Source organism: Paracoccus spongiarum (genome assembly GCF_030732095.1).
Taxonomy (GTDB): domain Bacteria; phylum Pseudomonadota; class Alphaproteobacteria; order Rhodobacterales; family Rhodobacteraceae; genus Paracoccus; species Paracoccus spongiarum.
The window spans coordinates 1-21,886 of record NZ_JAVAMQ010000014.1; the positions used below are offsets into that span (position 1 = coordinate 1).

The 21,886-nt window shown below is 66.9% G+C and carries 19 protein-coding genes and 4 pseudogenes; 12 read left to right on the plus strand and 11 right to left on the minus strand.

Going from position 1 to position 21,886, the window contains the following annotated elements; all coding sequences use genetic code 11:
• Positions 1–1,022: TraB/TrbI/VirB10 family type IV secretion system protein (locus Q5Y72_RS14210; protein ID WP_305964089.1), on the plus strand; the 1,022-nt coding region annotated here is incomplete at its 5' end.
• The gene (locus tag Q5Y72_RS19925; protein ID WP_371930837.1) at positions 1,022–1,099 is read left to right on the plus strand and encodes a DUF2274 domain-containing protein; all 78 of its coding nucleotides are present in this window, start codon (positions 1,022–1,024) and stop codon (positions 1,097–1,099) included. The genes Q5Y72_RS14210 and Q5Y72_RS19925, both read left to right, overlap by 1 nt.
• Here the strand turns inward: Q5Y72_RS19925 and Q5Y72_RS14215 are convergent.
• A pseudogene (locus Q5Y72_RS14215) lies at positions 1,100–1,696 on the minus strand (LysR family transcriptional regulator); the annotation flags it as partial.
• A gap of 412 nt (positions 1,697–2,108) precedes the next feature.
• Here Q5Y72_RS14215 and Q5Y72_RS14220 point away from each other — a divergent pair.
• A complete protein-coding gene (locus tag Q5Y72_RS14220; RefSeq protein WP_011579843.1) occupies positions 2,109–2,384 on the plus strand; it encodes a helix-turn-helix transcriptional regulator in 276 nt (91 codons plus the stop codon).
• On the opposite strand, the pseudogene Q5Y72_RS14225 reads toward Q5Y72_RS14220, so the two are convergent.
• Together Q5Y72_RS14225 and guaA are read right to left on the minus strand one after the other, a co-directional pair.
• Positions 2,359–3,615: pseudogene (locus Q5Y72_RS14225) on the minus strand (tyrosine-type recombinase/integrase). The gene Q5Y72_RS14220 and the pseudogene Q5Y72_RS14225 overlap by 26 nt on opposite strands.
• A gap of 294 nt (positions 3,616–3,909) precedes the next feature.
• Positions 3,910–5,469, minus strand: coding sequence for a glutamine-hydrolyzing GMP synthase (guaA, locus tag Q5Y72_RS14230; protein WP_305964091.1), 1,560 nt, complete (start codon positions 5,467–5,469; stop codon positions 3,910–3,912).
• Positions 5,470–5,599: 130 nt separating this feature from the next.
• On the opposite strand from guaA, the gene Q5Y72_RS14235 reads away from it, so the two are divergent.
• Positions 5,600–6,139 (plus strand): CAP domain-containing protein, encoded by a 540-nt coding sequence (locus Q5Y72_RS14235; RefSeq protein ID WP_305964092.1) that lies wholly within the window; start codon positions 5,600–5,602, stop codon positions 6,137–6,139.
• Between the two features lie 63 nt (positions 6,140–6,202).
• On the opposite strand, the gene Q5Y72_RS14240 is transcribed toward Q5Y72_RS14235, so the two are convergent.
• From Q5Y72_RS14240 to proS, 7 genes are all read right to left on the minus strand, one after another.
• Positions 6,203–7,540, minus strand: a complete 1,338-nt coding sequence (locus Q5Y72_RS14240; protein WP_305964093.1) for a branched-chain amino acid ABC transporter permease — start codon at positions 7,538–7,540, stop codon at positions 6,203–6,205.
• A 13-nt stretch (positions 7,541–7,553) separates the two neighbouring features.
• On the minus strand, positions 7,554–8,561 hold the full coding sequence (locus Q5Y72_RS14245; RefSeq protein ID WP_305964094.1) for a branched-chain amino acid ABC transporter permease: 1,008 nt from the start codon (positions 8,559–8,561) through the stop codon (positions 7,554–7,556).
• Between the two features lie 3 nt (positions 8,562–8,564).
• On the minus strand, positions 8,565–9,245 hold the full coding sequence (locus tag Q5Y72_RS14250; protein WP_305964149.1) for an ABC transporter ATP-binding protein: 681 nt from the start codon (positions 9,243–9,245) through the stop codon (positions 8,565–8,567).
• Between the two features lie 74 nt (positions 9,246–9,319).
• The gene (locus Q5Y72_RS14255) at positions 9,320–10,117 is read right to left on the minus strand and encodes an ABC transporter ATP-binding protein (protein ID WP_305964095.1); all 798 of its coding nucleotides are present in this window, start codon (positions 10,115–10,117) and stop codon (positions 9,320–9,322) included.
• Between the two features lie 113 nt (positions 10,118–10,230).
• Positions 10,231–11,415 carry an ABC transporter substrate-binding protein gene (locus tag Q5Y72_RS14260; protein ID WP_305964096.1) on the minus strand — a complete coding sequence of 395 codons (1,185 nt, stop codon included), beginning with the start codon at positions 11,413–11,415 and terminating at the stop codon, positions 10,231–10,233.
• 129 nt (positions 11,416–11,544) lie between these two features.
• Positions 11,545–12,039 (minus strand): DUF2937 family protein, encoded by a 495-nt coding sequence (locus Q5Y72_RS14265; RefSeq protein ID WP_305964097.1) that lies wholly within the window; start codon positions 12,037–12,039, stop codon positions 11,545–11,547.
• On the minus strand, positions 12,036–13,394 hold the full coding sequence (gene proS / locus Q5Y72_RS14270; protein WP_305964098.1) for a proline--tRNA ligase: 1,359 nt from the start codon (positions 13,392–13,394) through the stop codon (positions 12,036–12,038). Before proS ends, Q5Y72_RS14265 begins: the two co-directional genes overlap by 4 nt.
• Before the next feature lie 1,050 nt (positions 13,395–14,444).
• Between proS and Q5Y72_RS19930 the strand changes: the two are divergent.
• The 8 genes and pseudogenes from Q5Y72_RS19930 to Q5Y72_RS14305 form a co-directional block, all read left to right on the plus strand.
• Positions 14,445–14,546 (plus strand): annotated as a pseudogene (locus Q5Y72_RS19930) (pentapeptide repeat-containing protein); the annotation flags it as partial.
• Between the two features lie 79 nt (positions 14,547–14,625).
• Positions 14,626–14,763: a pentapeptide repeat-containing protein gene (locus Q5Y72_RS19935; RefSeq protein WP_371930834.1), complete on the plus strand. Its 138-nt coding sequence runs from the start codon at positions 14,626–14,628 to the stop codon at positions 14,761–14,763.
• A gap of 18 nt (positions 14,764–14,781) precedes the next feature.
• Positions 14,782–14,877 (plus strand): annotated as a pseudogene (locus tag Q5Y72_RS14280) (hypothetical protein); the annotation flags it as partial.
• 3 nt (positions 14,878–14,880) lie between these two features.
• Positions 14,881–15,303, plus strand: coding sequence for a pentapeptide repeat-containing protein (locus Q5Y72_RS14285; protein WP_305964150.1), 423 nt, complete (start codon positions 14,881–14,883; stop codon positions 15,301–15,303).
• A 28-nt stretch (positions 15,304–15,331) separates the two neighbouring features.
• Positions 15,332–16,537 (plus strand): AI-2E family transporter, encoded by a 1,206-nt coding sequence (locus tag Q5Y72_RS14290; RefSeq protein WP_305964100.1) that lies wholly within the window; start codon positions 15,332–15,334, stop codon positions 16,535–16,537.
• Positions 16,538–16,546: 9 nt separating this feature from the next.
• Entirely contained in the window at positions 16,547–17,236 is a 690-nt protein-coding gene (locus Q5Y72_RS14295; RefSeq protein WP_305964101.1) for a P-loop NTPase family protein, read from the plus strand.
• A gap of 30 nt (positions 17,237–17,266) precedes the next feature.
• Positions 17,267–19,432, plus strand: a complete 2,166-nt coding sequence (locus Q5Y72_RS14300; protein WP_305964102.1) for an RNA degradosome polyphosphate kinase — start codon at positions 17,267–17,269, stop codon at positions 19,430–19,432.
• Between the two features lie 55 nt (positions 19,433–19,487).
• Complete coding sequence (locus tag Q5Y72_RS14305; RefSeq protein WP_371930835.1) at positions 19,488–21,023, plus strand: Ppx/GppA family phosphatase; 1,536 nt, start codon at positions 19,488–19,490, stop codon at positions 21,021–21,023.
• Here Q5Y72_RS14305 and Q5Y72_RS14310 read toward each other — a convergent pair.
• Positions 21,014–21,778 (minus strand): SDR family NAD(P)-dependent oxidoreductase, encoded by a 765-nt coding sequence (locus Q5Y72_RS14310; RefSeq protein WP_305964103.1) that lies wholly within the window; start codon positions 21,776–21,778, stop codon positions 21,014–21,016. The two genes, Q5Y72_RS14305 and Q5Y72_RS14310, sit on opposite strands and share 10 nt — an antisense overlap.
• Positions 21,779–21,886: the final 108 nt, after the last annotated feature.

Sequence of the window (21,886 nt, forward strand, 5' to 3'; positions counted from 1 at the left end):
ATGCGCTTCAGACGCGCAATATCGGCCCTGGCAGTGAGGAGCTGTACTCCACGCAGAACCGGCGAACCGCGGACGGGCTCGCCGGCCTGCCACGCGACTATACCGGTCCGGTGCTTGGGCCTCCGCTTCCTGGGGATCTGGGGCGCCCCATCCTCGATGCGCAGAATCGTGGCCAGCCCGTCACGCCGCCGATGGCGGCAGCGCCCGCCGTCGATCCGGTTGAGCAGCGCAGGCGCGCGGAAGAAGAAGCTGCCCGAACGAGCCGCGTCTTCTTCCAGACGGAGGCGCGCGCCGCAGCTCCGATTGTGACAGCTGGCGGACCGGGCAGCCCGAGCCTCGCCGGTCTGGGCCTTCCGGGCCAGCCAAGCGCACCAACGGCGCAGGATCGCCAGCTCGCGTTCCTGAATGCGGGCGTGGACCGCCGCACGGTCTCGCCAGATCGCGTGATGGGTCCGGCATCACCCTATGTGCTTCAGACCGGCGCCGTCATCGCCGCGGCCCTCATCACCGGCATCCGATCCGACCTGCCGGGCCAGATCACCGCGCAGGTTACGGAGCATGTCTACGACAGCCCGACCGGGCGCATCCTGCTCGTCCCACAGGGTACGCGGCTGATCGGCGAGTACAGCAACGATGTCGGTTTCGGTCAGCGCCGGGTGCTGCTTGTCTGGAAGCGGCTCATCCTCCCGAATGGTCGTTCGATCGTCCTGGAACGTCAACCCGGAGCCGACGCGCAAGGCTATGCGGGGCTTCAGGATGGCGTCGACTATCATTGGTGGGATCTCGCCAAGGCTGCCGGCCTGTCGACACTGCTGTCGGTCGGTGCCGAACTCGCCGTTGACGATCAGGATCGGCTGCTCCGGGCGATCCGCAACGGCGGGCAGGACACCATCAACGACGCAGGCCAGCAGATCATCCGTCGGCAACTGAATGTCGCGCCGACCCTGACGATCAGACCGGGGTTCCCCGTGCGCGTTATCGTCACCCGCGACCTCGTGCTCGAACCTTATGGAGGGTTGTGATGACCAAGCTGAAGCTCGGCCCGATCATCGACGACAAGCCGGTGAAGGTGACCCTTCGCGAAATCGCCAGTCGGTAAATCAGTCACCACAAAGTGCCGATCACGCAGGTCATTCCACCGGAGCGCCTTCTGATCGGCGAGTGGGTCGCCGTCCGGCAATGCCACATACACGGGCTCAGCCCACAAATGCGTCACGTCAAAGCCCTTCCCGGGCGATGCTTCGGCGACGACACCGACATCAAGCTGCCCCCGCCGCACGGCCGCGATGAGTTCGGGACAGCTGCCCTCGCTGAACCGCAGCTTGACCCCCGGGCGGTCACCCCGAAAGGCCCCGAAGAGCTCAGACAGAAAGCCCATGGTCAGAGGCCCGAACACGCCGATCCGAAGATTCCGTCCTCTGTTCGCCACCGTTCTTGCACCGTCGAGCGCCGATCCGATCTGGCGCGCCCCAGGGGCGGCCTGATTCAGAAATTGTTTGCCGATGTCTGTCAGGTCGACGCCGGCAGGATAACGGCGGAACAGCTGTGCGCCGATCTCATCCTCGACATCCCGGATGCGGCGGCTGATCGCCGACTGCTCGACGCCGAGATCTTGCGCCGCGCGCCGGAAGCTGCCGCTTTCCGCAGCAGCGATGATGTAACGCACATGGCGTAGCTCGATCTTCGATCTCGGCACGATGGTTCCCCATGATGCAAAGGTCTTTGCAAACGTAGCCCCGTCAGCCCCCGAGAACTGTTCCGATCAGATTATGGGTCTTCTCCGCCTCCTCGCTACCGCCGCCCACGAAATCCTTAAGTGTCACACATTCGACTGTTGCTACGTCGCTAGCGGACTTCCGGATCGCATCTCACCGGTGCAAGCAGTAAATGGTGCGTGATCTGAACAGCGCAATTACGGCGCGGAACGCGTGCGGCGAGTCGTGCAGATTCTGTGGGCTGACGGATGTCCGGCCGCGCTGTCAGGACTGAAAATGACCCGCCGATTTCTACGCCAGAGCCCGAAATTTCTGCACGCCACTCGGGAGGGACTTCCGGCATCGGCACCTATCGTTCTCAATCGCCAGCGACAGCCGCTAAGGAGATTGGGTATGGGTCAGAGCGAGCCTTTGGAGATCAGGAAGACCATCCGGCGGCACCAACTGCGCGAGATGGTGCCCCTAGCCGACAGCACAATCTACGAGATGGAGCAGCGCGGCGAATTCCCACGCCGCTTCGCGCTGTCGCCGCGCTGCATCGTCTGGGACCTCGCCGAGGTCCACGCCTGGTTGCTGGCGCGGCGCGCGAAGCCAATCCCTCGCGCACAGCATCCCGACGTCACCAAGCGCAAGTCCCGCCCAGTCAAAGGGCAGGATCGAGCGCGATAGACGGCATGACTGTCGGCAGCAGCGTCGGAACATACTTCCGCCCTTCGACCCAGGCATCGACGGTGTCGGCCCATTCCTGCATCATGTGGCGACGCTGAACCTCGTATTCGGCCTTGTTGTAGACGCCGCGTGATGAACGCCCGTCCTCGTGCGCCAGGCACTTTTCGATCCAGTCGCGGTTGAAGCCCAGCTCATTGAGCAGCGTCGAGCCCGTGCGGCGTAGGTCATGCACGGTGAACGGCTCTAGCGGCAGCCCCTCCTTCTTGGCCTGTTCGACGACAGCGTAAGTGACCCGGTTGAAGGTCGCCCGCGACATCGGCGCATCCGCATCGTACCGGGAAGGCAGCAGCTACCGGGAATTACCGGCGCAGGTCTTGAGCGCGATCATGATGTCGAGGGTCTGCCGGCACAGGTAGACATTGTGCGGCTTCGATCGCTTCATGCGCTCCTTCGGGATCGTCCAGACGGCGTTTTCGAAATCGACTTCATCCCAGACCGCGTCCTGTAGTTCGCTCTTCCGGACCATGGTGAGGAGGTAGAGCTTCATGCCGAGACGGATCGTCGGCAGCGTCGCGACATGCTCGAGCTGCTTGAGCATGATGCGGATCTCGGTCGGCGACAGCGCCCTGTCCTTCGGCGTAAAGGTGGCGATCGAGGCAGGACCAACGTCATCGGCCGGGTTCGCGACCTTCTCGCCGTGGAGGATGGCGAAGGCGTAGATCTGCTTCAGGATATCCCGCACATGGATGGCCGTCGCGGGCGCGCCCCGTTCCACGATCTTGGCGCAGTGGGCGCGCAGGTCATCAGGCGTGATTTCGGTCAGCAAACGGTTCTGCCAGACCGGCTTGAGTTCACGCTCGAATATGGCGCGGCGCATGGCGCGCGTGCTGTCCGCCATAGGCGCGCCCGTCAGCCACTTCTCGCCGAACTCGCCGAAGCTCTCGGCCTCCTTGATCCGGCGCTTCTCCCGCTGCTTCTCGATGGCGGGGGACCGCCCCTCGGCGATCATGCGTTTCGCGTCCAGGCACAATTCCCGCGCCCGGGCGAGCGAGATCCCATCTCGGGCGTACTTGCCGAGATGGACAGTCTCCCGCCTGCCGTTCAGCCGATAGTCGAGCCTGAACGAGATGCCGCCTGTCGGCGCGACACGCACATACATGCCGTCACGATCGGTCACTTTGTACATTTTGGCTTTTGGTTTCAGGCACTTGAGTTCCGCATCCGTCAACATTCTGGGCCTCCTCGCGGAAAAGTACCGTCACGCATATTTTCGAGGCTTTTGACGGTAATATCTGTTTATGTTCAGCATGTTAGACTGAAAAAAGTACCGTCAATAGCCTCGGTCGCTATGACGGTACTTTCGATTTTCCGGATGATCAACGGGGGCAAGATCCGTCAGCGGGCACGACAGACGCGCTTGCTGCCCACCGATAGCTATCGATAGGTCTCGGCTGAAATATTTTTGTTTTTCAGGTGGTTATGTCGTATTCTGGCGTAGTTTGGGATACCCTCGGATGGGCAAAAATTATTCCCACTCGATCGTGCCGGGCGGTTTCGACGTGATGTCGTAGGTGCAGCGGTTGATGCCGCGGACCTCGTTGATGATGCGCGTCGCGGTCTCGCCAAGGAAGTCGTGGCTGAAGGGGTAGTAGTCGGCGGTCATCCCGTCCACGCTGGTGACGGCGCGCAGGGCGCAGGCATAGTCGTAGGTCCGTCCGTCGCCCATCACGCCCACCGTCCGCACCGGCAGGATCGCAACGAAGGCCTGCCAGATCTCGTCATAAAGCCCGTGCCGGCGGATCTGGTCGATGAAGACCGCATCGGCCTTGCGCAGGATCTCCAGCTTGTCGCGGGTGATCTCGCCGGGGCAGCGGATGGCGAGGCCGGGGCCGGGGAAGGGGTGGCGACCGATGAATGTCTCGGGCAGGCCCAGCTCGCGGCCGAGGGCGCGGACCTCGTCCTTGAACAGTTCGCGCAGGGGCTCGACCAGCTTCAGCCCCATCTTATCGGGCAGGCCGCCGACATTGTGGTGCGACTTGATGGTGACCGAGGGTCCGCCGCTGAACGACACGCTTTCGATGACGTCGGGATACAGCGTGCCCTGGGCCAGGAATTCGGCGCCCTCGATGCGGCCTGCCTCGCGCTGGAACACGTCGATGAACAGGCGGCCGATGGTCTTGCGCTTGACTTCGGGATCACTGACGCCCTCCAGCGCCGACAGGAACAGGTCGGCCTCGTCGGCATGGATCAGCGGGATGTTGTAGTTGTCGCGGAACATCGACACGACCTCGTCGGCCTCGTTCAGCCGCAGCAGGCCGTGATCGACAAAGACGCAGGTCAGCTGGTCGCCGATCGCCTCGTGGATCAGGACCGCCGCCACGCTGCTGTCCACGCCGCCCGACAGCCCGCAGATCACCCGGCGGTCGCCGACCTGGTCGCGGATCTTGCGGATCGCCTCGTCCTTGTAGCTGGCCATCGTCCAGTCGCCGGTAAAGCCGGCGAGGCGCACGAAATTCTCGAGCATGACCCGGCCGTTGGGGGTGTGGTGCACCTCGGGGTGGAACTGCACGGCGTAGAAGGCACGGGCCTCGTCTGCGATCATCGCCACGGGCGCGTTGGGCGAGGTGCCGATCACCTCGAAGCCGGGCGCCATCTCGGTCACCCGGTCGCCATGGCTCATCCAGACCTCCTCGCGGCCGCTGCCGAAGAGGCCCGCGAAGATGCCGTCGCCGGTATGGCCCGGGGCGGGCGAGATGAAGGCGCGGCCGTATTCCGCGTGGTGGCCGGCCTCGACGCTGCCGCCAAGCTGCTGCATCATCACCTGCTGGCCATAGCAGATGCCGAAGACCGGCACGCCCAGGTCGAACACCGCCTGCGGGGCGCGCGGGCTGCCCGGCTCGGTCACGCTGGCCGGACCGCCCGACAGGATGATCGCCTGCGGCGGATCGGCCCGCAGGGCCTCGTCGGTGACGGTGTTGAAGGGCCGGATCTCGCAATAGACGTTCAGCTCGCGCAGGCGGCGCGCGATCAGCTGGGTCACCTGTGAGCCGAAATCGATGATCAGAAGGCGCTGGTGCTGGGTCATGGATGCGCTTTAAGGTTGGTCGCGCGGGCGTGCAAGGCCCAAGCGGGCCGATGGCCCGGCGCGGAACCTGCGGCGCGCGCGCGACGTTGCAATTTGTCAATCTTGTCAAGCCGCTCAGCCAGAGGTCGCCATGTCTGTCAAACCGATTGCCGTCACCCTTCTGTCCATCGCCGCGCTGGCGGGCTGCGAGTCCGCGCCCGGTGGCAACGATCTGGCCATCGGCGAGGTCGGGCCGGTCGTCGCGCCCGCCGAACAGGCGCTGGCGGCCAGCTGCGCCGGCAACGCGGCCGCGCAGCAGCAGATGGCCGACGCGGTGAATGCCGCCCGTGCCGCAGAAGGCAAGACGGTCCTTGCGAGCAGCGACCAGCTTGTGCAGATCGCCCAGTCCCATGCCTGCGACATGGCCGCCACCGGGCGTGCGACGGTCGCCGGGTCGAACGGCTCCAATGTCGTGGATCGGGCACGGGCCGCCGGCTACCCGACCTGCGGCGTGGCGCAGCTGATCTCGGTCGGTGGCCAGCCCGGCGGCGTCGTGGCCAGCTGGCTGCGGTCCGAGCCGCAGCGGGTCGAGCTGCTGGGCCAGCTGAGCGACGAGGTCGGCGCCGGCGTTGCGCAGGGCCCCGACGGGCGCATGTGGTGGAGCGTGGTGCTGGGCAACGACTGCGCCTGATCGCGCGCCCCATGCGCCGCGACCCTGCCATGCGGGCGGGGTCGCGATCTGCGGCGTCCGGCCCTATTTCTCGGGTACCAGGCCCCGCGGTGCGAAGCGCAGCACCAGCAGCAGCAACAGGCCCATGGCGATGAAGCGCATATGCGCGGCGCTGTCCAGCAGATGCGCCTTCAGCGCCCCGTCGGGCAGCGGCGCGGTCAGCGCCCCGATCAGCGCCGGGCCCCAGACCTCGGCCTTGATCCACAGGAACCAGATCAGCACCGCCCCAAGCGCCGCCCCCCAGTTGTTGCCCGAGCCGCCGACGATCACCATGACCCAGATCAGGAAGGTATAGCGCAGCGGATTGTAGCCTGTCGGGGCCATCAGCCCGTCCAGCGTGATCATCATGGCGCCGGCGATGCCGATCACCGCCGAACCGATCACGAAGATCTGCAGATGCCGCGCGGTGACATCCTTGCCCATCGCCTCGGCTGCGGTCTCGTTGTCGCGGATCGCGCGCATCATGCGGCCCCAGGGCGATTTCAGCGCCAGTTCGGCCAGCAGGATGACCAGCAGCAGCACCACGAGGAACAGCGACATGTAGCACAGCTTGACCCAGATCCCCGAGGCTTCGGCCGCCGCGAACCCCCACCGGCCGGCGAAATCGACGAAATCCGGGTTCTGCTGCAGATCGATCTCGTAGGGTACCGGGCGGGGGATCGAGCTGACATTCTTGACCCCGCGGGCCAGCCAGTCCTCGTTGCGCAGCATCGCCACGATGATCTCGCCGATGCCCAGCGTCGCGATGGCCAGATAGTCCGAGCGCAGCCCGAGCGCGACCTTGCCGACCGCCCATGCCGCCGCCGCGGCGAACAGCCCGCCGACCGCCCAGGACAGCAGGACGGGCAGGCCAAGCCCGCCAAGGTTGCCATAGCGGGCGGGGTTGTTCGCCTCGATCGCCGTGGCCGCCGGGTCGAACAGCCACCGGTAGAGGACAAAGCCCGCCAACAGGATCGCCGTCACCGCAAGCCCGCGCCCAGAGGACAGCCGCTTCCAGGCCTGCGCGGCCAAGGCCAGCGTGCCCAGCCCGACCGCCAGCGCGATCAGCAGGCGCGATCCGCCCGCCGACCATGCCCCCTCGACCGGGGGCAGGGCGATCAGCACCGGCGCAAGGCCGCCAAGCGCCAGAAAGCCCACGACGCCCACATTGAACAGCCCCGCATAGCCCCATTGCATGTTCACGCCCATCGCGGTGATGGCCGAGATCAGCCCCATGTTCAGGATGCCCAGCGCGGTGTTCCAGCTGCCCGAGAACATCGCGTTGCGCATCGTGCCCTCCATCACGAACAGCAGCGCGAGGATCGCGAACAGGATCGGGGCGCGCCAGGGGCTGACGGCGGCGGCTTGGCGGTTGCTGGACATGGCCGGCCCTTTCCTACACGGACTTGCCGCGGAACAGACCGGTTGGCCTGAACAGCAGCACGACGATCAGAATGACGAAGCTGACAGCGAACTTGTATTCCGTCCCCAGCAGCTGCAGCAGCCCTTCGGGCTGCCAGCCGGGCGCCAGATAGCCCGCGATCTTCAGCCAGGGATAGGTGATCGCCACCTCGGAGAAGGCGACCAGGAATCCGCCGGCGATGGCGCCAAGCGGATTGCCCAGCCCGCCGACGATGGCCGCGGCAAAGATCGGCAGCAGGATCTGGAAGTAGTTGAAGGGCCGGAAGGCCTTGTCCAGGCCGTAAAGCACGCCGGCGATGGTCGCCAGCGAGGCCGCGATGATCCAGGTCAGCCGCACCACCTTCTCGGGGTCGATTCCCGACAGCAAGGCCAGGTCCTCGTTGTCGGAATAGGCCCGCATCGCCTTGCCCGACTTGGTGCGGTTCAGAAACCAGAACAGCGCCCAGACCACCAGCGCGGCGATCACGACGGTCAGCAGCTGCGTCGTCTTCAGCGCCAGCCCCTCGGCCAGTCCGGTCATCTCGCGAAAGCTGCGCACGTCGATCACGAAGCGGGCGCCGTCGGCGAATTGCTGTTCGTTGACGCCGATCACCAGGCGGGTCAGGCCATTCATGACGAACATCACCCCGACCGAGGCCATGACGAGGATGATCGGGGCGGCCTTCTGCACCCGGTAGAAGCGATAGACGGCGCGGTCGGTCAGCAGTACCAGCACGGCCGTGGCGGCGATGCCGACGGGCAGGGCCAGCAGCGCCGTGGGCAGCGGGCCAAGCCCGATCCCCGCGGCCTGCAGCGCCCATGTCACGAGGATGGTTATGGCGGTGCCGAAGGCCATGGTGTCGCCATGCGCGAAATTCGAGAAGCGCAGGATGCCGTAGATCAGCGTCACCCCCAGCGCACCCAGCGCCAGTTGCGCCCCGTAGGCCGCGGCGGGGATGACGACGAAGTTCAGGATAGCCACGATGGCGTTCAGGATGTCCAAGGCTCAGCCCCCCAGGAAGGTGCGGCGGACTTCGGGATCGGCCAGAAGGGCCTGCCCGCTGTCGGTGAAGCGGTTCGTGCCCTGCACGAGGACATAGCCGATATCGGCGATCTCCAGCGCCTGCCGCGCGTTCTGTTCGACCATCAGGATCGAGATGCCGCTGCGGGCGATCTCGATGATGCGGTCGAACAGCTCGTCCATCACGATCGGGCTGACCCCGGCAGTCGGCTCGTCCAGCATCAGCAGGCTGGGCCGGGTCATCAGCGCGCGACCCACCGCGACCTGCTGGCGCTGGCCGCCCGACAACTCGCCCGCCGGCTGGCGCCGCTTGTCGCGCAGGATCGGGAACAGGTCATAGACCTGCTGCATCGTCTCGGCGATCTCGTCGCGGCGGATGAAGGCGCCCATCTCGAGGTTCTCCTCGACCGACATCGAGGGAAAGACATTGTTCACCTGCGGCACGAAGCCCATGCCACGGCGCACCCGCTCCTGCGGGCTCAGCGTGGTGATGTCCTGACCGTCCAGCGTCACCCGCCCCTCGCGCAGCGGCAGCATCCCGAACACGGCCTTCATCGCGGTGGACTTTCCGGCGCCATTGGGGCCGACGATGACGGCGATCTGGCCCTTGTCGACATTCAGCGTGCAGCCATGCAGGATGTCGGCCTTGCCATAGCCGCCGCGCATCCCGGTTGCGGACAGGTAGGGGCGGGCCGGGTCGCCGGTCGCAGACCCCGCGGCGGGGGTGGTCAGGGTTTCGGTCATGCTGCGCCTCCGGCCCGCTCGGCCTTGACCTTGTTCTTCAGCCCGGTGCCCAGATAGGCCTCGATGACGTCCTCGTTGCGCATGATCGCGTCGGCGGCCCCCTCGGCCAGCACCTTGCCCTCGGCCATGACGATCACCGGATCACAAAGCCGGCCGATGAAATCCATGTCGTGTTCGATCACGCAGAAGGTATAGCCGCGTTCGCGGTTCAGCCGCACGATCGCGTCGCCGATGGTGCCCAGCAGGGTGCGGTTCACGCCGGCGCCGACCTCGTCGAGGAACACCACCTTCGCGTCGACCATCATCGTGCGGCCAAGTTCCAGCAGCTTCTTCTGGCCGCCCGACAGGTTGCCGGCCTTCTCGTGGGTCAGGTGCCGGATGGTCAGGAAGTCCAGCACCTCGTCGGCCCTGCGGCGCAGTTCGGCCTCTTCCCGCTGGATCCGTCCGCGGCGGAACCAGGTGTTCAGGATCGTTTCGCCGGCCTGGCCGCCGGGCACCATCATCAGGTTTTCACGCACGGTCATCGAGGCGAATTCATGGGCCAGCTGGAAGGTCCGCAACAGCCCGCGGTGGAACAGCGCGTGCGGGGGCAGGCCGGTGATGTCCTCGCCATCCATGAACACCCGGCCCGAGGTGGGCGGCAGCACGCCGGCGATGACGTTGAACAGCGTCGATTTTCCCGCCCCGTTCGGGCCGATCAGGCCGGTGATCGAGCCTGTCTCGATTGTCAGGCTGGCGCCATCGACGGCGCGGAAGCCGCCGAAATGGCGATGAAGGTCCTCGACCCGGATCATGGTTGCCTTCCGTCCCTGCGAGCCCCGCGCCGCGCCGGCCACCGGCCGCGCCACGCCTGTGACGAACGGCCCGGCGCCGTGGGCGGCGCCGGGCCAGATTCATGCCGCGCGGATCAGCGGAAGCCGATGACCGCCAGCGCGCCGTCCTTCATCTCGGTCTCGCGGAAGGTGCCGGCGCTTTCGCCGTTGCCGACCATCTCGACCGAACTGGCGCCGACATAGTCGATGTCGCCCCCGCCCGCCAGGATCTCCAGCGCCTTGCCCAGTTCGCCCGGCAGGATCGGCTCGCCCGGGGCGTTGGCCACCTCGGTGATCTTGTCCTTGTAGGCGGCCGGGTCCGAGGATCCCGCAGCCTGCATCGCCAGCAGCATCAGCGCGGCGGCATCATAGGCCTCGCCCGCATAGGGCGAATGCGGATCGAAGCCCGCGGCCTCGGCCATCTCGTTGAACTTGTCGCGGCCATCGCCTTCCGATGCCGGGTTGATGCCGATCGAGCCTGCCGTCTCGGCGCCGAACTTCTCTTCCAGCGCGGTGCCGACCATGCCGTCGGGGAAGATGAAGGTCGAGAAGGCGCCGGTGTCCAGCGCCGCACGGGTCACGCCGGCGCCGCCCTGGTCGATGTAGCCCACGACCGCCAGCGCATCGCCGCCCGCCGCCGCCAGCGCCGCCACCTCGGCCGAATAGTCGGCCTTGCCGTCGTCATGCGGCGCGTTCACGGTGACCTTGCCGCCCTTGGCCTCGTAGGCCGCCTGGAAGCTGTCGGCCAGGCCCTTGCCATAATCGTTGTTGGTATAGGTCACCGCGACCGACATGATGCCCTTTCCGGTCAGGATGTCGGCCATCACCTCGCCCTGCCGCGCATCCGATGGGGCGGTGCGGAAGAACAGCCCGTTATCCTCGATGTCCGACAGCGCCGGCGAGGTCGCCGAGGGCGAGATCATCACGATCCCGTTCGCCTTGGCGACGTTTTCCAGCGAGGCGATCGTCTCGCCCGAGCACATGCCGCCGACGATGCCGCGCACCCCCTCGGCGGTGATCAGCCGTTCCACCGTCGCGGTCGCGGCGGCGGCGTCGGCACAGGTCGAGTCGCCCGTCACCACCGTCACGGTCGAGCCGTCCAGCAGCTTGCCCGAGTCGCTGACCTCCTTCATCGCCAGCTGCGCGCCCTTGTCCATCGGACCGGCCAGCGATTCCAGCGGTCCGGTGAAGCCGAGCGAGATGCCCATCTTGACTTCCTCGGCGCCGGCGGCACCCGCGAAGAGGGCCGCGGCAGCGGACGCAAGAAGCAGTTTTTTCATTGGTTTGTCTCCCAGTTGGAACAATGTCCTGAGGGGCAGGTTAGAAGCCCCATTCCCAAAAGAAAAGCTGGTTGTCGCAAGGTAATTTCTGGCTTTCGAGACAGTTTTGCGACGATCCGCCGCCTTGCCTCAGCGCCAGCCGAGGCGGTCGCGGCGGCGGGTCCGGAAGGGCAGCAGCACGACCCCCGCGATCAGCCAGCCGGCCACCGCGCCGATCAGCGCGGCGACCACCCCGGCCACCGATACCGGCAGGGCGGGGGCGAAGTCGCCCCAGGTCGCCGCCAGCGTCTGGGGATCGCGCAGCCGGTGTGGCAGCAGGATCCGTTCCATCGGCGTGGCGATCCGCAGCATCTGGTGATCGGCGCGGAGGCGTTCGAGGCGCCGGAAGGCCAGGCGCATGTCGGCCTGATGGGCCGCCCGAAAGGCGCTGCCCTGCAGATCCGCCAATGCGGCCTCGCGGGTCATCCCGGCCGCGGCTGCGCTGGCATCGAAACGGTCGGCAACGGCCGACAGCGCGTCGATCTGACCGCCAAGCCGCTGCAGATACTGGTCCGAGAAGGCGGGGAACTGCGACAGCGCGGCCGCGCAGCAGGCGGCCGCGGCCAGTCGCAGCGCGCCGGTCACGCCGGCGCCGCCTGTCCCAGGACCGGCGCGTAGATCGCCTGCACCCGCGCGACGGCCTCTTGCGGCGACATCTCTTCGCTTTCGCCGCTGCGGCGGCTGGTCAGTTCCACCTTGTTGCTGGCCAGCCCGCGCGGCCCGACGGTGATCCGCCAGGGCAGGCCGATCAGGTCCATGCCGGCGAACTTGGCGCCGGCGCGTTCGTCGCGGTCGTCATACAGCGGGTCCAGGCCGCGTGCGCGCAACTCGGCATAGATCGCCTCGCAGGCACTGTCGGTCGAGACATCGCCCTGTTTCAGGTTGACGATGCCCACATGGAAGGGCGTCACGCCCTCGGGCCAGATGATGCCCTTGTCGTCGTGGCTGGCCTCGATGATCGCGCCCAGCAGTCGCGAAACGCCGATGCCGTGGCTGCCCATGTGGACCGGCACACGGGCGCCGTCGGGGCCGACCACGGTGGCGCCCATCGGTTCGGAATACTTGGTGCCGAAATAGAAGATCTGGCCGACCTCGATGCCGCGGGCGCTGCGCCGGCGATCCTCGGGGATCTGCGCGAAGAGCGCCGCGTCATGGGTCTCGTCCGTGCGGGCATAGCGCGAGGTGAATTCCTCCAGAACCGCCTGGCACTGCGCGACATCGTCATAGTCGATGGCGCGGTCGCCGAAGGTCAGGTCGGTGATCTGGCTGTCATAGAAGACCTCGGATTCGCCGGTCTCGGCCAGCACCAGGAATTCATGGGTGTAGTCGCCGCCGATCGGACCGCCATCGGCGCGCATCGGGATGGCCTGCAGCCCCATCCGCTCATAGCTGCGCAGATAGCTGACCAGATGCCGGTTGTAGGCGTGCAGCGCAGCCTCTTTGGTCAGGTTGAAATTGTAGCCGTCCTTCATCAGGAACTCGCGCCCGCGCATCACGCCAAAGCGCGGCCGGATCTCGTCGCGGAACTTCCACTGGATGTGATACAGCGTCAGCGGCAGGTCCTTGTAGCTGCCGACATGGGCGCGGAAGATGTCGGTGATCATCTCCTCATTGGTCGGGCCATACAGCAGGTCGCGCTTGTGGCGATCCGTCACGCGCAGCATTTCCTCGCCGTAATCGTCATAGCGGCCGCTTTCGCGCCACAGATCGGCCGGTTGCAGCGTCGGCATCAGCATCGGGATATGGCCGGCGCGGGCCTGTTCCTCATGGACGATCTGCTCGATGCGCCGCAGCACCTTGAAGCCCATCGGCAGCCAGGAATAGATCCCCGCCGTCTGCTGCTTGATCATGCCGGCGCGCAGCATCAGCCGGTGGCTGACGATCTGCGCCTCCTTGGGATCTTCCTTCAGCACGGGCAGGAAATAGCGCGACAGACGCATGGGCGGCCTCATCAAAGCGTTTCGGACCGGTGTAGGGCACGCGCGGGCAGGGGGCAAGACGCAGGCTTGTGGCGACGGTGCATCGACGGCCATACTGACCGCGGACTGACCGCGAGAGTTTCGATGCCCGGACACAAGCGCCCCGTGACCCTGCTGGACTGGCTCGGCGTCCGCCGGGCACCGGACTGGTCGGTGGCGCGGCCCCTCGGCGGGCTGGTGGCGGTGCTGCTGGGCCTGCTGTTTCTTGGCGCGCTGATCTCTGCCATGGTTCTGCTTGTCCGCACCATCGGCGGCGGCGAAGGCTCGCTTGGCACCGGCGCGCTGATCGTGGCGCTGCTGTCGGCGCCCTTCCTGATCTGGAACACGGTGATCCGCCACCGCGCGCTGGAATTCCAGAAAGAGGGCCACCTGACCGACCGTCTGGCCAAGGCGGTCGAGCAGTTGGGCGCCGAAAAGACCGTCAAGAAGGACGGCGTGGAAACCACCGCGCCCAATCTGGAGGTCCGCATCGGCGGGTTGCTGTCACTGGAGCGCATCGCGCAGGATTCGACCGCCTATGACAAGGGCCGCGACCATGTCCGGGTGATGGAGATCATCTGCGCCTATATCCGCAACAACGCCCCGGCCAGCGACGCCGTGGAGTTTCCCTTGGGCGATCTGGACCCGCTGCCCGATGACGCCACGCCCGAACAGCGCGACACCCATCTGAAATATGTGAACCTGCGCGGGCACGAGGGAGGCAACCTGCGCGACTGGTACTCATCGCTGCCCGGCCCGCGCGAAGACATCATGCTGGCGCTGCGCATTCTGGAACGCCGGTCCGACAAACAGCGCCGGATCGAGGCTGCGCATGGGCAGGAGGATGTGATCGAAGCCCCCTGGGTCTTTGCCAAATCCTGCCCGGAGCTGCCGGAGCCGATCGAAGGTGAACCGCATGGCGCCGCCGTTATCGAGGCTTTCAAGCGAAAGATCGAAGACTGGCGCGACGAACTGAGCCGATATGACGGCTACAGGCTCGATCTGCGTCGCACCTGCCTGCAAGGCGCCGACATGTCGCGATTCCGTCTGGCGGGGTCGCGGCTGGATGGGGCACGACTGGACGGGGCGAACTTTTGCGGCGCGCGGTTGGAAGGGGCGAATTTGACGTCGGCAACGTTGCAAGGGGTGCTTCTGACGCCAGGGCGCCTTGAGGGGGGTAAAGCTTTCCGATGCACGGCTCGATGGCGCGTCCTTGGGCCTCGCGAGGTTGATCGGAGCAGAGCTGAAGAAAGCTTCTTTGAAGGGCGCAGGGCTCGCAGAAGCGTCTGGTGCATGTGCGTTCTTTGGATGGGCCAATTTAGAGGGCGCACTTCTTAAGGATGCAAGGTAGGAAGGGGCGGATTTTCGGGCCGCGCAGATGGCCGGCGCGATACTTCAGGCCGTTCGTGCGGAGGAGGCGGTCTTCGCCAGTGCGAAGCTTCACGGGGCGGAGTTGGGAGCGGCCTGCTTGCAAGGGGCGGTATTTGTCGCTTCTGCGCTCAAGGGTGCCGTGCTGCGCGGCGCACGCTTGCAAGGAACCAATTTTGGCGGCGCGGCGCAGTTGAATGAAACGCTGTTCCGGAGGGTGCAATTGGATGCGGAAACAAACTTTGTCGGTACACCTGTTCACCGCGCCGCATTTCAGGATGTGAATCTGAAAAACGTTCAAGTTATGCAGTGGCAGGTCGAGAACAGCTTCGGTGATGCGAGCGTCAGCTTGCCGGATGTGATTTTGCGGCCTTCTCACTGGGCTGGTTGGGAATTGAAAGAGCAGTTTCAGCAAGAGTGGCGTCGTTGGCGTGTCGATCCCGACAATTACAGGCCACCCCGCCGCCCGAATCAGCCAGCGCCCAGCCTACCCTTGCAACGCCCCGGACAACCGGCCACATAGGCTGAAACGGCGGCAGGGGCCCTTGGCGATGAACATTCCGGTGCGCAAGCAGGTGATGTGGTGGGGCGTCTCGGCGTTGCTGCTGCTGCTGGTGATGTGGCTTCTGGGGCAGGCGGTGCTGCCCTTCATCCTGGGCGCGGGCGTCGCCTATCTGCTGGACCCGGTGGCCGACCGGCTGGAACGGGCGGGGCTGTCGCGGACCATGGCGGTGGTGGTGATCTCGGTCGCGGCGGTGCTTCTGTTTGCGGCCGTCATGCTGCTGATCGTGCCGATCCTGATCCGCCAGGCCGCCGCCCTGATCGAGACCGCGCCGCAGATGATCGAGCAGGCCCGCGGCTTTGTCACCGCCCGCTTTCCCGAACTGCTGCCCAAGGACGGCACCCTGGGCACCGCCCTGACCGATCTCGGCAAGGCCATGGGCGAACAGTGGAGCAATGTCGCCCAGACCCTGATGACCTCGCTGGGCGGCGTCATCAGCACGCTGGCCCTGCTGGTCATCGTGCCGGTCGTGGCCTTCTACCTGCTGCTGGACTGGGACCGGATGGTGGCGCAGATCGACCGGCTGCTGCCGCGCGAACATGCGCCGACCCTGCGCCGGCTGGCCTCCGACATCGACGCCGCGCTGTCGGGCTTCGTGCGCGGACAAGGGCTGGTGATCCTGATCCTCGGCACCTGGTATGCGCTGGCGCTGATGCTGGTCGGGCTGCCTTTCGGCTTCTTCATCGGCATCATGGCGGCGATGCTGTCCTTCATTCCCTATGTCGGCGTGCTGATCGGCGGCGCGACCGCGATCGGGGTGGCGCTGTTCAGCTTCTGGGGCGATCCCCTGTGGATCGGCGCGGTGGTGGCGATCTTCGGCCTCGGCCAGGTCGTCGAGGGGAACTATCTGCAACCCAAGATCGTCGGCGGCCATGTCGGCCTGCATCCGGTCTGGCTGTTGCTGGCGCTGTCGGTTTTTGGCGCGCTGTTCGGCTTTGTCGGGCTGGTCGCCGCGGTGCCGCTGGCGGCATCGCTGGGCGTGCTGGCCCGTTTCGCGATCGAACGCTATCGCGAAAGCGCGCTGTATACCGGCCAGGGCCTGCCGCCGGCGCCTTCGGCCCCGCTGCTGGTCGAGATCGCGCCGCGCGGCACCGCGGCGACCGAACTGCGCCAGGCGCGGCTGGCCGCGGACCGGTCACTGGCCAATGCCCAGCTCGAGCTGATGCAGGACGACCTGCACCGCCGCCCCGACTGAGGTGGCGGCGTGTCGCGCCAGCTGACGCTTGACCTGACCACGCCGCCCGCCCACGCGCGGGGCGATTTCCTGCCCGCGCCCGCCAATGAGGCGGCGCTGGCCGCGCTGGACGCGCCGCAGGACTGGCCGCAGGGGCGGATGCTGCTGATCGGCCCCGACGGCGCCGGAAAATCGCATATGGCCGCCTTCTGGGCGGCCGAGAACGGCGCGCGGCGCATCAAGGCTGCGGCGTTGCGCCCCGAGGCCGCCGACCTTCTGGCCGCCGAGGGGGCCGCGCTGGTGGTCGAGGACGCCGACCGCACCGGTCGCGCCGCGGGGGCCGAACAGGCGCTGTTCCACCTGTGGAACCTCTGCGGGCCGCGGGACTGCCTCTTGCTCATGACGGCGCGCACCCCGCCGCGCGACTGGGGGCTGGTGCTGCCCGACCTGCGCTCGCGCATGGACGCGATGCCGCAGGTCCGCCTTGGCCCCCCCGACGAGGCGCTGCTGGCCGCGGTCCTGGTCAAGCTGTTCGCGGATCGCCAGCTGGCGGTGCCGGCGGGGCTGATCGACTGGCTGGTGCTGCACATGGATCGCGATCTGGGGCTGGCCCGGCGGCTGGTCGCCGGGATCGACCGTGCCGCGATGGCCGCACGCGGCCCCGTCACGCGCAGAATCGCCGCCGATCTGCTGGACAAGCTGTCGGCCGCCGACGCATGATCGCGCCGCCCCCCTGCCACGCGAAGCACGATGACCCAGGCCGATTTCCTCCGAAACCCCTTCCCCGAACCCCGCGAATTGCCCGGCGGTGTGCCGCAGGGTCCCGCCCGGTTCTTCAATCGCGAGATCAGCTGGCTCAGCTTCAACTGGCGGGTGCTGGACGAGGCCCGCAACGCGCGGGTGCCGCTGCTGGAACGGCTTCGCTTCGTGTCGATCAGCGCCACCAACCTGGACGAATTCTACACGGTCCGCGTGGCCGGCCTGCGCGAGCTGGTGCGCGAGGGAAACACCACCCCCTCGGATGACGGTCTGACCCCGGCCGAGCAGCTGGCCCTGATCAACGCCGATGCCCGCCGGCTGATGGGGGCGCAGCAGGGGGTCTGGAACCGCCTGCAGCGCGAACTGGAAGAGGCCGGGATCGTGCTGCCGCAGCGATCCCAGCTGACCCGCGCCGAGCAGGAATTCGGGCGCAGCTATTTCGAGGCGCGGGTGCTGCCGGTGCTGTCGCCGCTGGCCATCGACCCGGCGCATCCCTTTCCCTTCATCCCCAATACCGGCTTCTCGCTGGCGCTGGAGCTTGCGCGCCAGACCGACGGACGCCAGATGCAGGCGCTGCTGCCGATCCCCGCGCAACTGCCGCGCTTTGTGCCGCTGCCGGGCGGGTCGCGCTTCCTGCGGCTGGAAGAACTGCTGCTGATGCATCTGTCGAGCCTGTTCCCGGGCTATCGCGACGCCGGCCACTGCGCCTTCCGGGTGCTGCGCGACAGTGATCTGGAGGTCGAGGAAGAGGCCGAGGATCTGGTCCGCGAATTCGAGACGGCGCTGAAGCGCCGCCGCCGCGGCAGCGTGATCCGGCTGAAGATCACAGCCGGCGCCCCCGACCGCCTGCGCCGGGTGATCATGGACGAGTTGCAGGTCAGCCCCGACGAGGTGATCGAGGTCGAGGGCCTGCTGGGCATGGCCGATCTGCGCGAACTGGTGCTGGAAAACCGCCGCGACCTGCTGTGGCCCGGCTTCACCCCGCGCGTTCCCGAACGGGTGCAGGACCATCACGGCGACATGTTCGCCGCGATCCGGCAAAAGGACATGCTGCTGCACCATCCCTACGAGACATTCGACATGGTGGTGCGCTTCCTGCAGCAGGCGGCGCGCGATCCCGACGTCCTGGCGATCAAGCAGACGCTGTATCGCACCAGCCGCGACAGCCCCATCGTCGAGGCGCTGTGCGAGGCCGCCGAGGCCGGCAAGTCCGTCACCGCGCTGGTCGAGCTGAAGGCCCGCTTCGACGAGGCCGCCAATATCCGCCAGTCGCGGCGGCTGGAACGGGCCGGGGCGCATGTCGTCTATGGCTTCGTGAACTACAAGACCCATGCCAAGATCAGCGCCGTCGTCCGCCGCGAGGGCGAAAGCCTTGTGACCTATACGCATTACGGGACCGGCAACTATCACCCGATCACCGCGCGCATCTATACCGACCTGTCGCTGTTCACCTGCAACCCGGCCCTGGGCCGGGACGCGACGCGGGTGTTCAACTATCTCTCGGGCTATGTGCAGCCCGAGAACCTGGAAAACCTCGCGATCTCGCCGCTGGACCTGAAGGAACGGCTGCTGGAACTGATCGCCCGCGAGGCCGAGTTCGCGCGGCAGGGCCGGCCCGCCGCAATCTGGGCCAAGATGAACTCGCTGATCCAGCGCGACGTGATCGAGGCGCTGTATGACGCCAGCGCCGCCGGCGTCCGGATCAGCCTCGTGATCCGCGGGATCTGCGGAATTCGACCCGGAATCAAGGGCCTGTCCGAAAACATTCGGGTAAAGTCGATCGTCGGCCGCTATCTGGAACATTCGCGGATCGTGTGCTTTGGCAACGGCCAGGGCCTGCCCTCGGGCAAGGCGCGGGTGTTCTTTTCCTCGGCCGACTGGATGGGCCGCAACCTGTCGCGGCGGGTCGAGACGCTGGTGGAATGCATCAACGAGACGGTCAAGTCGCAGATCCTCAGCCAGATCATGGCCGCGAACATGGCCGACGAGGCGCAAAGCTGGCTGCTGCATCCCGATGGCCGCTTCGTGCGCTATCTGCCAGACGGCCGCGACGACCTGTTCAACTGTCATCGCTTCTTCATGGAAAACCCGTCACTTTCCGGGCGCGGCACGGCGGGCGCGCGGGACGTTCCGGCCTTGACGCACGCCCCGGATTGACCGGGGCGCGTCGACGGGCCATTAACGACCCGACGCGCGAACGGGAGCCTTGGCGATGAACGGCGTGACAACGACCACCGGAAAGACCATCGAACCCTTCGGCAAGATGTTCGCCAAACTGCCCAAGCGGGCCTTGTCCCGGGTCGGCGTCGTCGATGTGGGGTCCAACTCGATCCGCCTTGTCGTGTTCGACGGCGCCGCGCGTTCGCCGGCCTATTTCTACAACGAGAAGGTGATGGCCGGTCTGGGCGCCGAGATGGCGGCGACCGGCCGGCTGAACCCCGCGGGCGTCGAGCGCGGGTTCGAGGCGCTGCGCCGCTTTGCAGTTCTGGCCAAGGGCATGGACATCGAACCTCTGACCTGCGTGGCAACGGCGGCGGTGCGCGAGGCCGAGGACGGCCCCGACTTCCAGCGCCGGGTCGAGCGCGAGACAGGGCTGCGGCTGCATGTCATCGACGGCGAGGAAGAGGCGCGGCTGTCGGCGCAGGGGGTGCTGCTGGGCTGGCCGGACGCGAAGGGGCTGGTCTGCGATATCGGCGGCAACTCGATGGAACTGGCCGAGGTGGCGGATGGCCAGGTCGGGCAGCGCGTCACCTCGCCCCTGGGTCCGTTCCGGCTGCAGCAGGTCAAGGGCGGCAAGGACGGGCTGAAGAAGCACGTCCGCAAGATCATGGCCGATCTGGCCGCGCAGATGGGCACCCATCACGAACGCATCTACCTTGTCGGCGGGTCGTGGCGGGCGATCGCCCGGCTGGACATGGAACGGCAATCCTATCCGATGACCGTGCTGCACGAATATCGCATGTCGCCCAAGGAGGTGGCCGATACCGTGGCGTGGATCGGTGACAGCGATCTGGGAACGCTGCGCAACCAGGTCGACATCTCGGCCTCGCGGATGGAACTGGTGCCGCTGGCCTCGCAGGTGCTGTCGGCGCTGGTCGAGGCGTTCTCGCCGGCGGAACTGGCGGTGTCCAGCTATGGCATCCGCGAGGGGCTTCTGTACGAACAGATGGCCGAAAGCCTGCGCAAGCGCGATCCGCTGATCGAGGCCGCCCGCTTTACCGAACGGCAGATGGCCCGGATGCCCGGCTTCGGCAAGAAGCTGTACCAGTTCCTGCTGCCGATCTACGCGGATGTGGCGCCGCAGCGCGACAGGCTGGTGCGGGCCGCCTGCCTGCTGCATGACACCGCGTGGCGCGCCCACCCCGACTATCGGGCGGACGCCTGCTTCGACAATGTGACGCGTGCCAACATGGCAGCGCTGAGCCATCCCGAACGGGTCTTTCTGGGCCTTGCGCTGCTGCACCGCTACAAGAACAGCCGCGCCAATTCACCGATGGCGCCGCTGTTCCGGCTGCTGGACGAGGATCAGATCCGCGATGCCGAGATCCTCGGCAAGGCCATGCGCTTTGGCGCGATGTTCGCGATCGACGATCCCAAGGATGCCGCGTCGCTGCGCTATCTGCCGGGCAAGTCGGAACTGCATCTGCGGCTGACCCCGACCGGGCGGCAGCTGATGGGCGAGGTCGCCCATGTCCGGTTCAAGGCGCTGTGCAGCGCGATGGGCGTCGAGCCGCGCGTTCAGGATTGATCGCCGCCGCGCGCACGCAGCGCCGGCAGCCCTACCCCCGTTGATTCGAAACCGCCATCCACCGCCAGCACCTGCCCGGTGACATAGCTTGCGCGGTCGCCGGCCAGGAAGACGATGGCCTGGGCCAGTTCGTCCTCGGTGCCATAGCGGTTCAGCGGGATGGCGTCGTGATAGGCGGCGATGATCTCGGGGCTGTGGACGGCCATCGCCAGCTTGGTCCTGACCGGGCCGGGGGCCACGCAATTCGCGCGGATGCCGTATTCGCCCAGCTCGGCCGCCTGCTGCCGGGTCAGGTGGATGACCGCCGCCTTCGAGGTGCCATAGGCAACCCGCAGCGTCGAGGCGCGCAGCCCCGAGATCGAGGCGATGTTGACGATGGCGCCGCCCTGACGCTTCAGCGCCGGGATGCAGGCTTGGCTGACCAGGAAGGTGCCGTCGAGGTTGACGGCCATCACTGCGCGCCAGCGGTCGAACCCCGTCGCCTCGATCGGCCCGAAATCGGCGATGCCGGCATTGTTCACCACCGCGTCGATGCGGCCTGTCCGCTTCAGTACCGCGGCGACCGTCGCGGCGACCTGATCCGGGTCGGCGATGTCGCAGGTGACGGCAAACCCGCCGGTGATGCCGGGCGCTACGGCCTCAAGCTCGGCGCCGTCGCAATCGACCAGTGCGACCTGCCAGCCCTCTGCGGCAAACAGCCGTGCCGTGGCCAGCCCGATGCCGCGTGCGGCGCCTGTAACGAGTGCGGTTTTCATGCGGAACTCCTCTTTGCGGCAATGCTGGTGAAGCCGTCCGGCGAAGTCAACGCCAGCCCGAGGACAGGGGCTGCCGCGCCCGGCAAGGTTGATTCGCACGACTGCGGC